Origin of the sequence: Peribacillus sp. AS_2, assembly GCF_026891895.1 — a bacterium.
GTDB classification, from domain to species: Bacteria; Bacillota; Bacilli; order Bacillales; family DSM-1321; genus Peribacillus; species Peribacillus frigoritolerans.
Genome location: NZ_JAPTGA010000023.1, coordinates 1 through 18,757, shown reverse-complemented (window position 1 = coordinate 18,757; position 18,757 = coordinate 1). Strand labels below are relative to the sequence as shown.

Sequence of the window (18,757 nt, the reverse complement as noted above, 5' to 3'; positions counted from 1 at the left end):
AGTACGCTTTTAACTAAACATTTTAAAGGATGTAGCTTATGGAATGGAAAACGGACAGAAAATCCAAGAAGCCTTTATATAAACAAATAGCCGCTTACATCGAGAGTGGCATTGCTGATGGAACGTTCCTATTGGATAAGCCGTTACCGTCTGAACGCTTCCTGGCAAGTGAACTGGGAGTTAACAGAAGCACAGTTGTTGCGGCTTATGATGAATTGGAAGCAAATGGGCTGGTTGAACGAAAAAAAGGAAGCGGAACGATGATCAGCAAAGATATCTGGGGAATTACCCGAAAACGTATCCCTAGCTGGAATAGATATATCGAAGCGGGTTCTTTTTTGCCCAATATGCCAGTAACCCAAAAAATACGTAAAGAGACGGAAGGGCATAACCTTATTAACTTAGCTAGCGGGGAGCTTTCAGAAGACTTATTTCCAGTCCAATCCTTACGTGAGATCATTTCCAATAGATCCTTCATTGGTAGCTTAGGTTATGATCACCCTCAAGGCAATGCGGTTTTAAGGGACACGATAGCCAATCATGTTAAACAGTATAGGAGAATTGACACGGATCCATCTTCTATACTCATTACTTCTGGTGCACAGCAAGCCCTGCATCTGGTGGTCCAATGCTTGTTAAAGCCAGGGGATGCCGTTGTATTGGAAGATCCATCATATGGTTACAACCTTCCCATCTTTCAATCCGCGGGGCTAAGAACCTTTCCTTTGCCGGTTGATAAAGATGGCATCAACCCAGAGGATTTACTGGAACTCCATAAAAAACATCGGATCAGGATGATTTTTTTGAACCCTATATTTCAAAACCCTACAGGAACTGTCCTTCATATCAACCGCCGTAATAGGATTCTTGAGCTTTCATCCGAATATGGAATACCGGTCATAGAAGACGATCCTTATAGTTTAATGTCCTTTGCCGGAGAAGAAATTTCCACTCTTAAATCGATGGACAACAACGGAAATGTTTTATACATAAGCTCTTTGTCAAAAATTGTTGCTTCCGGTTTAAGAATTGGGTGGATTATTGGTCCGAAATCAGTCATAGATAGACTATCGGATGCTAAGCAGCAGGTTGACTTCGGTCATGGCTCATTCACTCAATGGATAGCGAATGATTTTTTGGATTCAGATTATTTTCCTACCCATCTTGCCGGCTTAAGGGGGCAACTGGAAAAAAGAAGGGATGCAATGGTTTCGAGTCTTCAACAATTCCTGCAAAAGGAAGTAGATTATCATTCGCCAAATGGCGGAATTCATTTGTGGTGTAAGCTGAAAGTGCCATTGAACGAAATAAAGTTACTGGAGGAATCCATCAAAAGAGGAGTCATATATGTTCCGGGTTCAACGCTAGGTACAAATAAGGAATACGTACGCTTTACATTTGGAAGGGAAAATGAGGATTCCATTCACGAAGGCATCAAAAGGTTTGCAGAGGCGGTAAAAAGTTTATAATCATAGTATTCCAGACTGTAGACAAACTTGATGAAAACTCAAGTTTGCCTGCAGTTTTTTTTATTAAAAAATTTCCGTTGATTTCAGAAATCCGCTCCCTTTCCGCCGACTGTCTGCCAAGCCTCCTCGACGCAAGCGTCTGTGGGGTCTCGGCTAGCCAGTAATTCGGCAGGAGTGTCGCAAATTTCTTCCATCCATTAAGGAGCACAGGAGAAAAAACATGAAGGGTAAATCCTGAGATATTCCGAAATCTCCTTTTGTAAACAAACCTGAAGAAAACCAGTTTCATACGTTCTTTTCTAATAAATATCCAGCTTGATTTCAGAAATCCGCTCCCTTTCCGCCGACTGTCTGCCAAGCCTCCTCGACGCAAGCCTGTGGGGTCTCGGCTAGCCAGTATTTCGGCAGGAGTGTCGCAAATTTCTTCCATCCAATAAGTATTTCAGGAAAAAACCATGAAGGGTAAATCCTGAGATATTCCGAAATCTCCTTTTGTTGACAAACTCGAAGAAAACCAGTTTCATACGTTCTTATCTAAATAAATATCCAGCTGATTTCAGAAAACCGCTCCCTTTCCGCCGACTGTCTGCCAAGCCTCCTCGACGCAAGCGTCTGTGGGGTCTCGGCTAGCCAGTAATTCGGCAGGAGTGTCGCAAATTTCTTCCATCCATTAAGGAGTACAAGAGAAAAAACATGAAGGATAAGCTAGTCTTAAAGAGTGTTTGGAATAAGACGAGCCAACAGTTTCTTATTTTAAAACACAAAGTTGATTGGAACGGAAGGTACGAGACTCCTGCGGGAAAAGCGTGGCATGGGAGACCCCGCAGGCGCGCCGAGGAGGCTCCCGCCCGCCCGCGGAAAGCGAGTGCCTGGAGTGGAAATCAATATCTACTTTGTACAAGCCATATAAAAAGGGTAGGCAACGCCATTATTATCGAATTTATCTACAGTATGTAAGGTGCATCATGGCATAATCCTGTTATCGACAAAAAAGGTTTCATCTGAATGTTAAAACAAAGTTGATGGGAACGTAAGGTACGAGACTCCTGCGGGAAAAGCGCGTCGAAGGGAGACCCCGCAGGCGCGCCGAGGAGGCTCCCGCCCGCCCGCGGAAAGCGAGTGCCTGGAGTGGAAATCAACGTTCCCATTTTACAAACCCACAAAAAAGCTGTCGGCAAACAATTATTATCTAGTTTGTGAACAAAAGGGTTCTATCTAAATAAAACAAAGTTGATTGGAACGGAAGATACGAGACTCCTGCGGGAAAAGCGCGTCGAAGGGAGACCCCGCAGGCGCGCCGAGGAGGCTCCCGGACCGCCCGCGGAAAGCGAGTGCCTGGAGTGGAAATCAACAAGTGGATGGTGGAAATTTTACTGAATTGGATGGTCCTAAAAATGGTTGTTCTTTTATTATAGAGGGGAAGGGTTTTACTAATATTTACTCAGTAAACACAAAGAGCGATCCACCTGTCATGTTGACATGCAAATTAGGTGCGATCTTTATGTAGTTACACTGCGAAATAGGATGAGAATCGGAATGATTTTAAATGGTTCAAGGAAATAGAAAATAATATTGGGAGGCGTTGATTCATGACGGTAAGTGTAATAGCAGTGGTGGTCATTTGTTTAGTTGCCCTGGTCGGCACCCTTTCATTAACGGGGAAAAGTGATAGTGATTATTCTGCAGCAACGAGAGGGAATTTATTGAACCTTAGTTATATTTATATCGGTCTCGCCCTAATATTAACTGTGGGCATCATCTACTTCGTAATAAAATCAGCCTGAGATACCATGAATGATTATATAATAGCCTATCAAAATGAATGGAAATGTGAATTTGTTCACAAATGTGTCGAAAATATGAACGAAAAGAATCTGATCGATATCTGGAAACAATACCTTTGTAAGCTGAGTAAACAATCCTTTCGACATAATTATGGATGAAAAATATATAGATGAATCATTAAACAATAGAGTAGCGGAGATGATCAAATATGACATGGCCAGTATTGATTTTGACAATTATCTTAAGTTTGCTTAAATTATTAGTTACCTGTCTTCCAACCGATGCCGTGAATTGGATTATGAATAAATTTAAAATACATTCTGAAATTAGTGACGCGGATGCAATCGTGACCTTTGATGGAAAGCGTTTGGAAGGTGAAGATAAAGTTCAAGTGCTTCATTATTTTAACGAAGCTAAGTTTTTGAAAAAAAATCATATATTTCCGGGGAACGAGAAATTGTTTTTACATCCAGAGAACAGCGGGACTCCCATTATAATGGATGTAAAAAGAGGAAAAAACGATGTTAGATTATATGTGTACATGTACAACGACCATGTGGACGTAGTCAAACAGTACAAGAATAAAGTAGTGGCGTATAGTCTTCTTTCCGAGAGCCTCCAAGAACGTTCCATGCCAGTAATAAGGAATTTAGTTTAAAAGGAATAAAAGTGAACTGCACCCCAATTGGAGATGCAGTTTTTTTATGAAGAATAACGACAAGGACTATTGCGCAGGTTCAGCTAAGCAAGCAAACTGATAACTTTCAGATGCCGAAAGTCAGTCGGTCTCGGTTAATACCTTTAAAGTCTTTTCCCTGATGCTTATCCGGTTTTTATAATCTTTAGCTACCAACTCTGTATATAATAAATCAAAAAGCAAAAGGAGCGGAAGCAATGGAGAGATGTTTTGTCCCATATGCATGCTGTTTTTGCTTGTGACCAATAGTGTTAGGTCGCCAAGCTGGGAGAGTGCGGAATTCTTATCTCCAGTAAAGACCAAGATGCATGCGCCTTGCTTCTTTGCGATTTTAACTGCAGAAATCACTTCTTTCGTCGTTCCGGAAATGGAAATGCCGATGACAACACTATTCTCGTTACTTAAAGCTGCATCCATCATGGACTGATGGGGGTCTGTAATGGCTTCGACAGTTAAGCCGATACGAAAGAACTTGGACTTGAACTCCTGGGCCGCTATACCAGAACTCCCTATTCCATATACATGAATCTTATTTGCCTTTGTAAGGAAAGAGACAGCTTTTTGGATATTGTCATATGTCGTTATATGAAAGGTATTATCAATGATACCTAAGTGATCTTGATACAGTTTAGCGAAATAATCCACCTGCTTGATGTTCTTCATGTTTTTCGGCGTATTTCGGAGATCGACGAACCTTTTTAACTCATGCCTGAACTCATTAAACCCAGAAAAGGCTAATTTCTGGCAGAAACGCGTAATGGTTGCAGGTGAAATATGGAGCTTTTTAGCTATTTGACTGATCGTTAACTGACTTACTTCTTCAGGGCGCTGCAGAATATAATGGGCCAATTCTTCCTCTGTTTTGGTGAACTTGTCCATGCTGCACTCTATGCCGTATATGAGGTTTTCTGCTAGGTATTCCATTTGATCACCCATTTCGGATTTCTTATCTGTATTTATAGTTTAATGTATCCAGCAGGGACGTCAATAACCGGAGGAACGGAAACAGGAATATGAAAAAGAAAAAGACCCAAACTGTTGTTGCCAGTCTGGGTCTTTTCATTACCATGTGTCATTTTCTATTCTTGGATGGCATCGACGAATCTTTTGGTGATTTGCTGCGGCCTGGTAATGGCACCGCCCACCACTACTGCATGGACGTTCATATCCAATACAGAGCGGGCGATTTCTGGTGTGATGACATTTCCTTCCGCGATCACTTTCGCTTTTTTCACTGCTTTTACAATCTCTTTGAGCACAGCATAGTCATCCTGATATATTTTCTCTCCGAGAGTTTCGTTCGTATAGCCGTATAAAGTGGGCGCCACAATATCGAATCCTAAATCGTCAGCGTATTTGGCTTCCTCAATGGTGGATACATCCGCCATTAGCAGGACATCCGGATATTTTGCCCTTATTTCACCATAAAACTGCTTTAACGTTTTACCGTCCGGCCTTACCCGGGCTGTAGCATCCGTCGCAATGATTTCCGCTTTGGTTTCCATCAATGCATCGATTTCGGCCATGGTGGGAGTGATATAGACATCGTTTTGTCCATACACCTGTTTAATGATCCCTATGACTGGAAGGTCCACATTTTTCTTGATTTCCATTATGTCAGCTACAGAGTTTGCGCGAATGCACTTCGCACCGCCTTCTTTGGCAGCAATGGCCATGCGTCCCATAATAAAAGAGCTGTGCAGCGGCTCATTCTCCAATGCTTGACATGATACAATTAAGCCCTTGTGAATTTTATCCAGCACCTGTTGCATGTTTAACACGTCCTTATCGTTGTCTATATTCTCAATGTCCCAAGAATTCTTCCACTTCATTTTTGATGATCGTCACTTGGGGACCGTAAACTATTTGAATGCCGTTTCCTTTTTTTACGACACCTTTTGAACCGGTTTGTTTTATGACGTCTTCTTTCACCAATGTTTCATCCTTTACCGTGACACGGAGACGGGTTGCACAGCAATCGACGATCTCGATATTTTCCTGTCCGCCCAATCCGTTAACGATGGTCTGGGTTCTCTCTGATGCCGTTACTTGTGTAACAGCGGTCTGTTCATCATCTTCACGGCCAACCACTTTCAAATTCTTCTTCCTGATCAAGAATTTAAAAGTGAAGTAGTATAGGAAAAACCACGGAATTCCGACGAAAAGTACATAAATCCAGTTTGTTTTACTGATGCCCTGGAGTATCCCGAATAAAGTAAAATCAATGAATCCTCCAGAAAAGGTTTGACCGATCGTGATATTGAATATATCTGCCATCATGAAGGCAAGTCCGTCAAACAAGGCATGAAAAACATAAAGGATCGGTGCGACAAATAAGAAACTGAATTCAAGCGGTTCGGTGATGCCTGTTAAGAAAGAGGTCAAGGCCGCTGAAAGCAGCAAACCGGCCACGATTTTCTTATTTTTAGGTTTAGCGCAATGGTAAATGGCTAATGCCGCGCCAGGCAGACCAAACATCATCGTGATGAACCGTCCCGACATGAAGCGGGAAACACCCTCATAATACTTGACGGTAGTTGGGTCGGCCAATTGTGCAAAAAAGATGTTCTGGGTCCCGCTGACAAGCTGCCCTTTAATTTCCATCGTTCCGCCTAATGCTGTTTGCCAGAAGGGAAGGTAGAAAATATGGTGCAGCCCTAACGGCCCGAGCATCCGTAATATGAATCCGTAAAAGAAAGTCCCGATCGTACCTGTGCTCGTTACCAGCGCACCTAATTGGTTTATGAAAAGTTGGAAATAAGGCCATACGATAAAAAGCACGGCTCCAACCAAGATGGATGCGAAGGAAACGATGATGGGAATGAAACGTGAACCCCCGAAAAATCCTAACACTTGCGGAAGCTGAATTTTATTATATTTATTGTGCAAAAGTGCGGCAACGATCCCTACTACGATACCGCCAAACACACCGGTCTCCAGTGTCTGGATCCCGACGGCCATTCCTTGTCCGGCACCTGCCAAATTCTCTTTGGCAAGTTCCCCGGTTATTTGAAGCAGTGCATTGATTGAACTGTTCATGACGAAATAGCCGATCATGGCTGCCAATGCAGCGGTCCCTTTATCCGAACGTGCCAGGCCTACTGCAACACCTACGGCAAAAATAACCGGCAAGTTGCCGAATACGATGCTTCCTGCAGAACTCATGATCGTGAAAATGGCCTGCAGCCAAGCAAAGTCTAAAAATGGATATGCTTCAACTGTATTTGGATTGGAAAGAGCACCGCCAATTCCCAGTAATAAACCGGCCGCTGGCAAAACGGCAATCGGGAGCATAAAAGATTTACCGAATTGTTGCGCTTTCTCGAAAGCTTTCTTCATAAAAATTCCTCCCTCATTTAACGAGCCATTGATACTCTTTATTTTTTATCGCTCTATACTAGCTATATTAAATCCCTTTGAGAGCGTTTACAATGCGATGGAAGGTTATATCAACTGTTTTCAATCTTGTGCTTATTTCTCTGAAAAAGTTTTCATTAATCGAAGGTGCTGGATTGAATAAAAAGTTATATGAATATATTGAAATCTTTATTGCTTATTTTTATAATTCGTGTATTGGTGAGTAAACGTACTATTTAATAAGAAAAAACATTTTTTTTGTGCAAAATCCGAATATTATCTTGTACAATCAAAAAAAAGTATATATAATTACCTCAAACGATAGTTTGGCAGGTGATAGTCATCTTACCGATAAACGCTAACGAAACGAAGAAATTGCTTTCTCATATGTATAATGAGGTATCGAAGGAATTGTTCGGCTTTGGTACGACGCTGCTGAAGGTTACTGTTGAGCAGAATGTGATTACATTTCAGGCCAAACATCGACGTGCCCCGCGCTCTGAAGCTTTAGAAGGGGAAGTTCCCAGCCTGAAGCAGGAGGTTGACTTCCATATGTCCCTGCTTTATAAAAAGAAACTGAAACAAAAGCTGGAAACGCAAACGAGTTGGGATATCGAAGCTGTCCTGAGGGATTATGACTCAGCGACTCAGCTGGCATTCACCAATATAGTATTGAAGGAAAAAATTATTTAATCATATAAGTGGATTTCCCTCCGGATTTATCTGGAGGGGACGCCGCTAGAGAACCAAATGATAAGTTTTATCTTTGTTTACAAAGAAAAGACAATCTTGGGTAGAATTTCAATTCTATTTAAGATTGTCTTTTTTTACATGTAAATCAGTAAAAAGGAAATTTTAAACAATATGAACTTGGAGGTTTGGATGATGAAAAAAATATTGATGATGTTATCACTGTTCACATTAGTTTTAGCTGCATGCTCTTCAAAGGACAATGGAAAGGAAAAACCAGCTAAATTGGTCGTTTCCACTTGGGGATTCGCCGATGATTTCTTCCGTCCTGAAGTCTATGAGCCATTTGAAAAGAAGCATAATGTCGAGATTGTCGTTGATTCAGGAAATAATGCAGATCGATTGAACAAAGTGCGCCAATCGAATAGCGATGTGGATGTTATCTATTTATCCGACTACTATGCACAGCAGGGAATCGATGAAGGGTTATTTGAGAAAGTTGACCATAGCAAAATTCCGAATATTGATCATATCTACGACAAAGCAAAAGCGCCGAATGGTGCTGAGTATGGACCAGCCTATACCATTGCACAATTTGGGATTGCCTATAATCCCGATGAATTGAGTAAACCGATCACCTCTTGGAAAGATCTTTGGAGCAAGGATATGGCAGGGAAGATCACGATCCCATCCATCACTTCGACAACTGGACCGATGTTTTTGGATGCCGCTTCAAAAGCTAGCGGAAGTGAAGAGTTCAATGAGGATAAAGCGTTCGATCAAATGAAAAAGATCATGCCGAATGCGGTTAAGGAATATGGGCAAACATCAGAGTTCGTCAACATGTTCTCGCAAGGGGAAATCGCTGCAGGCCCGATCATGGAAATGTATTTTGGCGATTTACAGGAAGCCGTTCCCAATGCTAAGTTCATTTCCCCTCAAGAAGGCGGCTACGCAGTAATGAATACGGTGAATATTGTTAAAGCCAGCGATCAAAAAGAATTGGCAGGCGAATTCATGAATTACATCTTAAGCAAGGAAGTTCAGGAAAAATCAGCGAAAGCGAAAGTGGATTCTCCTGTCAATACGGAAGTCAAACTATCTAAAACGGAAGCGAAAGGCTTAACCTATGGAGATGACGTCATTGACAGCCTGCGTGTATTGGACATGAAGTTTGTTAATGAAAACTCGAAACAATGGATCGATCGCTGGAATCGTGAGCTTACACACTAAGAAAGAAACGAGGTGTGCTTGATGAAGAAAAAAATGATTCTTGATGTGGATACTGGAATAGATGATGCGATCGGGATCATTCTTGCTGTTAAAAGCCGTCAATTCGACATATTGGCGGTCACAACGGTGAACGGGAATGTATCCCTTGATACGGCAACATTGAATACATGCAAAATATTGGATTTATTGAATGAACAGGACATTTCAGTCATAAAGGGGGCAGATAGCCCAATTATCAGAAGCCCCTTTTTTGAACACCGGATCCATGGCGAAGACGGGATTGGCGGAGCCTTGAAGGATGTGCCAGTCAAAAAGCGGCCTGATGATGGATTTGCTTCTGATTTCATCATCAATTCCATTTTGAATTTTCCTGGTGAAGTGACGCTTGTCATGACGGGACCTCTTACGAATTTGGCATTGGCGGTGAAAAAATGTCCGCAAATCACCAAGCTCGTTAAAGAAGTCATTTTCATGGGCGGAGTGATCAAAGGGGTTGGCAATGTCACGCCGACCTCTGAATATAACACGTATGTCGATCCTGAAGCAGCCAAAATCGTATTACAGGCGGGATTCGCATCCATCACGCAAGTTGGTCTTGATGTCACGAGAAAGGTTCTATTGGGTGAAGAGCATATCCAATTGATTCAAAATCATGAACTTGCTGACTATATAAGGCAAAGTACATCAGATTACCGGAAAAGGTATTTTGAACGTAACGGCATATGGGCATGTGCAATGCATGATCCATTAGCTGTAGCCATTGCGTTGCAAGAAGATCTTGTCACCAGAGAAGAATATTATGTGGATGTTGAAACAAAAAGCGAGCTTTGTGACGGACAGATGGTTTGCGACTTTCAAAATAGGCTGATGAAGCAGCCGAATGCGCAAGTTTGTCTGGACGTCGATGCGGAAGCGTTTTTCGACCTGTTCATTCGCATAATCAATTCATAAATAATACGAACAGGGGGTTCCGAGGTGAAGAAACGCTATCTATACCTGTTGCTGTTACCAGGCGTTCTATTTTTAACGATTTTCATGATCATTCCGATCCTAATGACGATTGGCACGACCTTTTTTCATGAAGGCGGCGGTTTTTCCATACAAGGATATCTCGATTTTTTCCAAGACCGATACTTTATTGAAATTCTGCTGACGACACTTAGGGTGAGTCTGTTCACGACAATCATTTGCATTCTATTGGGATTTCCAGCAGCTTATTATATTTCAAAACTGAAACAACGAAAAAAAGCCATCATGCTTTTGCTGACGATCTTCCCGCTATTAACAAGCCCTGTTGTCCGCTCATTCAGCTGGATGGTGATCATCGGTAAAAACGGTGTCGTGAATAAATTGCTGATGGGCATGGGCTTGATTGAGAAGCCGCTTGATATATTGTACACGCCCACTGCCATCATCATCGGATTGGTCCATTTATTCCTGCCATTGATCATCGTGACGCTGGTGGGTGTGATGGAGAACATCGAGACGGACTTATTAAAAGCGGCGGAGAGCCTTGGAGCATCAAGGTTGGCCGTATTCTCAAAAGTGATCATTCCGCTTTCGGTTCCAGGTTTGGTCATTGGCAGCATCCTTGTTTTCGTAGGAAGCTTCACGGCTTATACTACGCCTGCTTTATTAGGCGGGAAACAGCGGGTCATTTCGACCTTTCTTTATCAAAACGCGATTACATTGAACGAATGGCAAGTGGCATCGATTGTCGCTACGATAATGATTGCCGTGACCATCCTTATCATATCGATCATGAATGGTTTGGCAAAAAAATTAAATCCAAAGGGGTAGAGGTGTATGCAGGAAAAAAATCGAGGATTGGCCCTGTTTACATTCCTGGTGTTCCTTTTTTTACTAGGGCCTTTGCTTATCATATCCGTTACGTCATTTGAAGGCGGAAATATTTTGAAGTTCCCGCCAGAAGAGTTTTCTTTCAGATGGTACGAAAATATTTTTAATGTGGACATGTTTTTGGTCGCTTTTAAAACGTCCATCCTTGTTTCACTCGGGGGCAACCTTTTGGCACTGTTACTGGGAGTGCCGGCTGCCTATGCATTAAGCCGGTTTGATTTCAAAGGGAAAAGCGTGATAAATGCCTTTTTCGTTTCTCCGATATTAATACCGGGAATTGTGCTGGGCTTTGCGTTTTTACGTTACATTGTGGGGACTTATCAGCTTCCGATATATGCGGCCCTGTTTGTGGGACATACTGTTATCATGCTGCCTTTCATCATCCGGGTGATTTCTTCAAGCTTATCAAACTTTGACTTTTCCATTGAAGAAGCGGCCGAGAGTCTCGGAGCGAGTAAATTGGGCACATTCTTTACAGTCGTCCTCCCGAATATAAAATCAGGAATTCTGGCGGCAGTCATGATTGCCTTCTTGGAATCCTTCAATAATGTAGACATTTCAGTTTATATGACAGGCCCTGGGGTAAGTACGTTTCCGATTCAGATGCTGACGTATGTGGAGAACTACTTCGATCCCACCATTTCGGCCATTTCCGTATTGCTCATGTTCATAACCGCTTTCTTCATGTTTATAGTGGAACGGCTCATGGGATTGTCTTATTTCACAAAACGATAAAGGAGGTAATGATGGGTGGCTTTATTCACTTTACAAGATATATCTGTAGCCTATAACAAACAGAATATATTAAAGGATTTCAATCTAGAGATTGAAAAAGGGAAACTGGTATCCCTTCTTGGCCCGAGCGGCTGTGGGAAAACGACGACTCTAAGGTTAATTGCCGGGTTTTTACAGGCGAATGAAGGGAAGTTTTTATTCAAGGAAAAGGACTATACGAAAGTGCCCGTCAACAAGCGGAATTTTGGCTTTGTGTTTCAAAACTATGCATTATTTCCGCATTTGTCGATATTCGATAATATTGCATTCGGTCTCCGTCTGAGAAAGAATGCTAAAAGTGAAATCGAAAAAAAAGTAATGAATGTACTCGAAATCGTTAATTTAAAAGGTTTTGAAAAACGATATCCCCAAGAGCTTTCTGGAGGGCAAAAGCAGCGGGTTGCGATTGCCAGGGCACTGGTGATTGAGCCGGACATCCTCTTATTTGACGAGCCATTGAGTAATCTTGATGCCAACTTAAGGGTGAATATGAGAGTCGAGATTCGCCGTATCCAACAAGAGCTGGGGATTACAACGGTATATGTTTCCCATGACCAGGAAGAATGCTTTTCGATATCCGACCAGGTGGCGATCATGAATAAAGGGATCATCGAACAGCTTAGTGACCCTGCGACCATTTACAAATATCCTGAAACCAAATTTGTCGCGGACTTCATCGGCTTCAAGAACTTCATTGACTTCGATAAGCGGACAGATCATGACGGTAAAATTGAACTGAACAAATCTGGATACTCATTTGTGCTGCACAAAGATCCGCAGATGAGCAATTCAACGGGAAAAATAGGCGCCATCAGGCCGGACGATCTGTTGATCAGGGAAAAAGATAACACAGGAGCTGTTCAGGAAAATAGTTTACCTGGCCGGGTCAAGGTAAGTACGTATCTTGGAAGAAGCTATCAATATGTTGTTGAAACTCCAATAGGGGATTTCACCGTGAACAAGGAAATGGCGGAATCCTACCGGACGGGTCAGGAAATCATCCTTGAAATTCCGAGAAACCAGATGGTGCTTGTTGACTAGCTTAGGGGGGGAAGTTATGCGAATGGATATGCTTGTAAGGGATATCAACGTGTTTAACAGCTATTTTAAAAGATTCATTAAAGGGAATGCAGCCATCAAGGATGGCAAGTTCTATTATATTGGAGAACGTGAATTGGATGCCTTCGAGCCGGATCGAATCGTCGATGGACAGGGGAAGTATATGGTTCCAGGTCTGATCGATATCCATCTCCACATTGAAAGTACGATGGTGACGCCTGCGACTTTTTCCTACGGGCTAATCAAAAATGGCGTGACGACGATCGTGCCGGAACCGCATGAAATGGCCAATGTTTTCGGCATTTCCGGTGTGAAGGAAATGATCAAAGCAAGTCAAGATTGCGTAGCGGATATGTTTTATGCCATCCCGAGCTCCGTTCCAGCGACATCGATGGAAACAACAGGCGGTTCGATCGAAATAGATGATATAGACGAATTGATGCAAACCGAGGACATTATATGTCTCGGCGAGATCATGAATTACTATGAAGTCATAACCGACCCGGATTGCAAAACGAATAAGATCTTGTGCCATATCCGTTCCCGTTATCCAGATTTGATCATAGAGGGGCACGTTCCAAAGCTGCTCGACTTGGACTTGCAAAAGATTATTAATGCCGGAGTGAATTCAGATCATACACACCAGACTGTGGAAGGGATGGATGCGAGAATCGCTGCCGGGATGTTCATTGAGATTCAAGAGAAATCAATGACTGAAGAAGTGATAGATTACTTGAAGGAAAATCAGGTGGATGAACATTTCTGCTTTGTCACCGATGATGTCATGACCGACTCTTTCCAAAACAGAGGACATTTGAACGTCCTTTTAAAGAAAGCCGTCCAAATGGGGATGACTCCGGAAAAAGCTATTTATGCATGCACCTATACACCTGCACAGCGGATGCGGATGCATGACCGCGGCGCCATTGCACCTGGGAAAACAGCAGACTTCCTGCTGCTATCGGATTTGGAAACATTTGAAATTGAACAAGTATACAAAAAAGGTGAACTAGTTTATGAATCTTCACGCCCCTATGTCCAAGAAGTGAAGGAAGAACAATTTCCTGAGCATTTCTATCAAAGTGTGAAGCTTGCGGAACTTACCGAAAACGATTTTAACATTACGATCCCGGAGAGTCTTGAAAGCAGCAAGTGCCGGATCATAAACGTGCAGAACGGTTCTACTTTCACATCTGAAACCCATGATCGTATCGAAGGGAAGGATGGTCAATTAAGCTGGGAGGAAAGCCCTTATGGTTTAATCGCCACATTCGAACGATACGGGAAAAACGGTAATCGGGCGCACGGGCTGATCACCGGCGATGTATTGAAGCGTGGAGCTGTCGCCACAACCTATTCGCATGATAACCATAATCTTCTGGTGATAGGCCATAATAAGCAGGATATGATGATTGCCGCTAACGAAGTAATAAGGAAGCAAGGCGGTGTCTGCTGCGTCCACGATGGCAAGGTCCTATCGATGATTCCACTTCCGGTAGGAGGAATTCTTTCCGAAGAGCCGATGGACATCGTATCAAAGCAAGTTCAGCACCTGACAGATGCACTTAAGTCGTTAGGCTACGAACATTATAATGTCATCATGTCATTAAGCACCTTATCGCTTCCTGTCAGCCCGGCTCTGAAAATAACCGACCATGGATTGATCAACGTGAACGAAGGGAAAACAGTCCCTCTCATGATGAGTGATGAAGCTTAAACCGAAAAGGGGATTATCCAATGGATAATCCCCTTTCTTAATGCTTCAAATGTTAGCTGGATTTGTCTATTTTCATATAATTACCATTAAAGGAAAAATATGATAAAATAGAGGAACAACTGAGGATAGAGTGGTAGGTCACGCTTTGCTTTTCCATCTAATGATAGATTGGAAAGGAGGTGACCGCTTGATTCATTTCTTATTGAACTTGATTACAGATATGGGTAAAGAGATATTTGTTGCTGTAGCAACCAGTCTTATCCTGTCTATGTTCGCCAAGAAACGGAAAAAGAACCACTCATCCTCCCAAGATGGCAATGGTTCTTCTTCTGACGATTAATTAAGTTAGTTGTGACCAACCACTCTTGCTAGTTGTCAGCCTCATGTTAGCGCATGAGGCTGTTTTTAGTTTATGTCAATATAAGGATAACATACCCCGATTTTAAAGTAAATATTCAGACAATGAAAAGGGGGGTACTATGGGCTTGGCTGCATTTTTTTCTTGAATCTTTTAATGAAACTTTGGAAAACCGCAAAAAAACGAATTGACTCTTTCTTACTGATATGGTATGTTAATTCCAATCTAAGAAAAGGTGTGGTGTTTTATGTCGGGAGTAGGTATCAACTAATTTAGTTGAATAAGGTATTTAATCACTGATTTGTCAGTGGATTAAGTATGCCTTTTTTCACAGTGCAATTCTGCATTGTGAATACCTACCTTAAGACTGCTTCCTTTTCCATAATTCGTGTAACATGCAGGTGTTACGGCGAAAAGCATGGTGGGATTTGTCCTATCATGCTTTTTTGTGTACGCAGGTCTATTCGAGCTGCCCTATTTGTTATCGATTTCAGGTACTTATCCATGGATAAGGCCGATGCCCGCAGGAGCTTTCTACTCAAATGGCTTGTTCATTTGTAAAGGTAGGGGGACCATTGCGGGCATTTTTTGGATTCGGGAATTTTTTAATCACTCACTCATTCAAGGAGGATTTTAGATGAATACAATGACTTATGAAAAATTACAATATATCCAACTCAAGGAAATGGTTAAAAACCATTGCGTAAGCGGTTTAGGGAAAGCGTTGTTGGATCGGCTTAAGCCGAGCGGCATCTTGAAGGTCGTTAAAAGCCGTTTGAACGAGACCACGGAGGCAAGGAACTTACTGAATGCGGAAAGCCATATTCCCTTAAAGGGCATTTCACATATTGGCCTCCATATCGACAAACTGGAAAAAGGAATGATTTTGGAGCCGTCAGAGTTAGTGGCGATAGCAGACTTCTTAAGAGGCTGCAGGAATATCAAGAAATTCATGACCGATAAAGAGTTCTTTGCACCGACACTGCATTCCTACGCCCGCTCCATGACTGAATTCAGGAGCATTGAAGAAGAAATCCAATTCACCATAAAGGGAAATGCTGTCGTTTCCGAAGCAAGCAAGGACCTGAAACGGATCAGGAACCAAATCATCAAGACAGAAAGTAAAATAGAGGAACGGCTGAATAAGTTCTTGAAGAGCGGAGCCAATAAAGAGTTCATTCAGGAATTTTTCATCAGTAAAAAGGATGATCGCTACACCATCCCGATCAAAGCCTCCTATAAAAATCAAGTGGCCGGAACGATCGTGGAAGTATCCGCAAAAGGGGCTACCGTGTTCATTGAACCTGCCTCTGTTACGAAATTGAATGTAGAATTGGCAAGCTTAAAGGCGGAGGAATCGATGGAAGAGTATCAACTTTTGGCCACATTATCCGGAACGGTTTTCGAACAGCTGAAACCGATCAAGATAAACATCGAGTTGATCAGTCAATATGACATGATCTTCGCAAAAGCCAAGTTCAGTAAAAGCATGGACGCCATCGAACCGAAAATCAATGATCACGGGTATATTAAATTAACGGGCTGTAAGCATCCACTATTGCCGCAAGACAGCGTACCTTTGGATTTTGAAATCGGTAAGGACTATCGCAGCTTGATTATCACAGGCCCAAATGCCGGGGGAAAAACTGTCGTCCTGAAAACGATCGGCATCCTTACATTGGCTGTCATGTCAGGACTGCATGTTGCCGGGAAAGAGGGGACGGAGCTTGCCGTCTTTGACCAGGTATTCGTCGATATTGGTGATAATCAAAGCATGGAAAATGCACTGAGCACGTTTTCATCGCATATGAAAAACATCTCGGAAATCATGGGGGCAATAACCAACAACTCCTTGCTGCTGTTCGATGAAATCGGGAGCGGAACGGAACCGAATGAAGGAGCCGCATTGGCGATTAGCATCCTTGAGGAATTTTATCAAAGGGGGTGCATAACCGTTGCGACGACCCATTATGGTGAAATCAAGCGCTACTCGGAAATACACAGTGATTTCATGAATGCGGCCATGCAATTCAACAGTGAAACACTTGAGCCAAAATACAAGCTGTTGATCGGTCAATCTGGCGAAAGTAATGCCCTTTGGATAGCCAAAAAAATGAATGTCCGTGAAAAGGTACTGCAAAAGGCAAAGCTCTATATCGAAAATAAAGACTACGACTTGGAGCGTGTCCAGGAAAGTAAAATCAAAAAAGCGAAGCCAGCGGCCGTTCCTAAAGAATCATCTTATGAATATGAAGTCGGCGACAAAGTGAAGGTAAGCGAACTGAATGGATACGCGATCGTTTATAAGAAAAAGGACTCCTTCAATAATGTCGTCGTACTTTTCGAAGATACCTTCAAGGAAGTTCATGCCAATAAGCTCGAGCTTGAAATAAAGGCCGTCGATTTATATCCTGAAGGCTATGATCTCAATACTTTATTTGTCGGCTACAAGGAAAGGAAATTGAACCATGACTTAGAGCGGGGATCGAAAAAGGCGCTAAAGAACGTAGCAGCGGATATCCGGAAGAAGCTTGGTGAATAAACAGGGGGGGATTTTGAAAGGGAAAAACGGATGATTTATGAAATTGTAATAAAGTGGTTGTGATAACCGTGTTCCACAAAAAAAAGTTAGATATTGGCAGGGTATGAGTTCTGTATGAACAGGGCTCATACCCTTTAATTTTGTCTTAATTTCTCGTGTGAAGAAGGAAGGATTAGGCTCTAGACGGAGATATAAAAGGTATTAAACAATCAAAATCAATTAGAGTTGAAAGATATAATAAGAAAGGGATGCATACATCATCTGAAAGGTTGTTAGTATCACCTAGATATTTAGCCTCTTACATCTTTTGAATGATCAAACATCTTTAAAATAAAAATTGAACTAAGAAAAAGTACTGGTATTCCTATAACAAAATAATAAATACCTTTGGGTATATACATATCAAAGAAATATAAAAATAATACTACCCAGAGAAATAGGACAATATATTTGTTTGATTTTTTCATTTTTGATTAATCATCCTTTAAATTAATAAAAATCTATCCAACCATAGCAACGCCAATTGCTCCGTTAAGGTTAACACCCAAATACCTAGAATGAAAATCCTTGTTTCCAAAATAAACTATTTTTTTAGTTGGTGGGTTCCAAATATGACCAGTACAATTTCAAAAATGATACGGCTCTCCTTGTTTAGCGGGGTAGATGTCATCGTTCTTTTCGAAGATACCTTCAAGGAAGTTCATGCCAATAAGCTCGAGCTTGAAATAAAGGCCGTCGATTTATATCCTGAAGGCTATGATCTCGATTCTTTATTTGTCAGCTACAAAGAAAGGAAATTGAACCATGACTTAGAGCGGGGATCGAAAAAGGCGCTAAAGAATGTAGCAGCGGATATCAGGAAGAAGCTTGGTGAATAGTACGATCATCAAAATGCAAAAAAGCCTCTCTAAAAGGTTTCAGTTATTAGATCTAAATTTAGTAAAGTTGATTGGAACGGAAGGTGCGAGACTCCTGCGGGAAGAGCGAGTCCAAGGGAGACCCCACAGGCGCGAGTGCGCCGAGGAGGCTCCCGGACCGCCCGCGGAAAGCGAGTGCCTGAAGTGGAAATCAACGTCCAAATTTGTGCAAGCAAAAAAACTGTAGTCAAACTCGATTTTCATCGAGTTGATCTGACCCAATAAAGTTAGACATATAATTTAAGCAGCTTCTAAGACCTGAGTTCGGTATTCTATCGGACTCAGGTCTTTTAATTTTT

16 protein-coding genes are annotated in these 18,757 nt (G+C 42.0%); 13 read left to right on the top strand and 3 right to left on the bottom strand.

Annotation, left to right across the window (positions count from 1 at the left end; translation table 11 throughout):
* Positions 1 to 38 precede the first annotated feature (38 nt).
* From pdxR to OTG27_RS24885, 3 genes are all read left to right on the top strand, one after another.
* Positions 39 to 1,469 carry a MocR-like pyridoxine biosynthesis transcription factor PdxR gene (gene pdxR / locus OTG27_RS24895; RefSeq protein ID WP_268938438.1) on the top strand — a complete coding sequence of 477 codons (1,431 nt, stop codon included), beginning with the start codon at positions 39 to 41 and terminating at the stop codon, positions 1,467 to 1,469.
* 1,589 nt (positions 1,470 to 3,058) lie between these two features.
* Positions 3,059 to 3,253: a hypothetical protein gene (locus tag OTG27_RS24890; RefSeq protein WP_063575181.1), complete on the top strand. Its 195-nt coding sequence runs from the start codon at positions 3,059 to 3,061 to the stop codon at positions 3,251 to 3,253.
* Positions 3,254 to 3,462: 209 nt separating this feature from the next.
* The gene (locus tag OTG27_RS24885; RefSeq protein WP_268938437.1) at positions 3,463 to 3,912 is read left to right on the top strand and encodes a YfmQ family protein; all 450 of its coding nucleotides are present in this window, start codon (positions 3,463 to 3,465) and stop codon (positions 3,910 to 3,912) included.
* Between the two features lie 120 nt (positions 3,913 to 4,032).
* Here the strand turns inward: OTG27_RS24885 and OTG27_RS24880 are convergent, their stop codons facing one another.
* The 3 genes from OTG27_RS24880 to OTG27_RS24870 all read right to left on the bottom strand — a co-directional run bounded on the left by OTG27_RS24880 (position 4,033) and on the right by OTG27_RS24870 (position 7,290).
* Positions 4,033 to 4,875 carry a MurR/RpiR family transcriptional regulator gene (locus OTG27_RS24880; protein ID WP_057278473.1) on the bottom strand — a complete coding sequence of 281 codons (843 nt, stop codon included), beginning with the start codon at positions 4,873 to 4,875 and terminating at the stop codon, positions 4,033 to 4,035.
* Between the two features lie 155 nt (positions 4,876 to 5,030).
* Entirely contained in the window at positions 5,031 to 5,723 is a 693-nt protein-coding gene (locus OTG27_RS24875) for an N-acetylmannosamine-6-phosphate 2-epimerase (protein WP_098186299.1), read from the bottom strand.
* A 31-nt stretch (positions 5,724 to 5,754) separates the two neighbouring features.
* On the bottom strand, positions 5,755 to 7,290 hold the full coding sequence (locus OTG27_RS24870) for a maltose/glucose-specific PTS transporter subunit IIC (protein ID WP_268938436.1): 1,536 nt from the start codon (positions 7,288 to 7,290) through the stop codon (positions 5,755 to 5,757).
* 360 nt (positions 7,291 to 7,650) lie between these two features.
* Between OTG27_RS24870 and OTG27_RS24865 the strand changes: the two genes are divergently transcribed.
* The 10 genes from OTG27_RS24865 (at position 7,651) to OTG27_RS24820 (ending at position 18,419) form a co-directional block, all read left to right on the top strand.
* Positions 7,651 to 8,001 carry a DUF2294 domain-containing protein gene (locus tag OTG27_RS24865; protein WP_098937524.1) on the top strand — a complete coding sequence of 117 codons (351 nt, stop codon included), beginning with the start codon at positions 7,651 to 7,653 and terminating at the stop codon, positions 7,999 to 8,001.
* A gap of 192 nt (positions 8,002 to 8,193) precedes the next feature.
* Positions 8,194 to 9,231, top strand: coding sequence for an ABC transporter substrate-binding protein (locus OTG27_RS24860; RefSeq protein WP_268938435.1), 1,038 nt, complete (start codon positions 8,194 to 8,196; stop codon positions 9,229 to 9,231).
* A gap of 21 nt (positions 9,232 to 9,252) precedes the next feature.
* Positions 9,253 to 10,182 (top strand): nucleoside hydrolase, encoded by a 930-nt coding sequence (locus tag OTG27_RS24855; protein WP_098863931.1) that lies wholly within the window; start codon positions 9,253 to 9,255, stop codon positions 10,180 to 10,182.
* Positions 10,183 to 10,206: 24 nt separating this feature from the next.
* Positions 10,207 to 11,031 carry an ABC transporter permease gene (locus OTG27_RS24850; protein ID WP_268938434.1) on the top strand — a complete coding sequence of 275 codons (825 nt, stop codon included), beginning with the start codon at positions 10,207 to 10,209 and terminating at the stop codon, positions 11,029 to 11,031.
* 6 nt (positions 11,032 to 11,037) lie between these two features.
* Positions 11,038 to 11,826, top strand: coding sequence for an ABC transporter permease (locus OTG27_RS24845; protein ID WP_048687496.1), 789 nt, complete (start codon positions 11,038 to 11,040; stop codon positions 11,824 to 11,826).
* 15 nt (positions 11,827 to 11,841) lie between these two features.
* Entirely contained in the window at positions 11,842 to 12,906 is a 1,065-nt protein-coding gene (locus OTG27_RS24840; protein WP_063575186.1) for an ABC transporter ATP-binding protein, read from the top strand.
* 16 nt (positions 12,907 to 12,922) lie between these two features.
* Entirely contained in the window at positions 12,923 to 14,641 is a 1,719-nt protein-coding gene (locus tag OTG27_RS24835; RefSeq protein WP_268938433.1) for an adenine deaminase, read from the top strand.
* A 187-nt stretch (positions 14,642 to 14,828) separates the two neighbouring features.
* On the top strand, positions 14,829 to 14,981 hold the full coding sequence (locus OTG27_RS24830; RefSeq protein ID WP_153246156.1) for a hypothetical protein: 153 nt from the start codon (positions 14,829 to 14,831) through the stop codon (positions 14,979 to 14,981).
* Positions 14,982 to 15,636: 655 nt separating this feature from the next.
* Positions 15,637 to 17,541, top strand: a complete 1,905-nt coding sequence (locus OTG27_RS24825; RefSeq protein ID WP_268938432.1) for an endonuclease MutS2 — start codon at positions 15,637 to 15,639, stop codon at positions 17,539 to 17,541.
* Between the two features lie 611 nt (positions 17,542 to 18,152).
* The gene (locus OTG27_RS24820) at positions 18,153 to 18,419 is read left to right on the top strand and encodes a hypothetical protein (protein ID WP_268938431.1); all 267 of its coding nucleotides are present in this window, start codon (positions 18,153 to 18,155) and stop codon (positions 18,417 to 18,419) included.
* Positions 18,420 to 18,757: the final 338 nt, after the last annotated feature.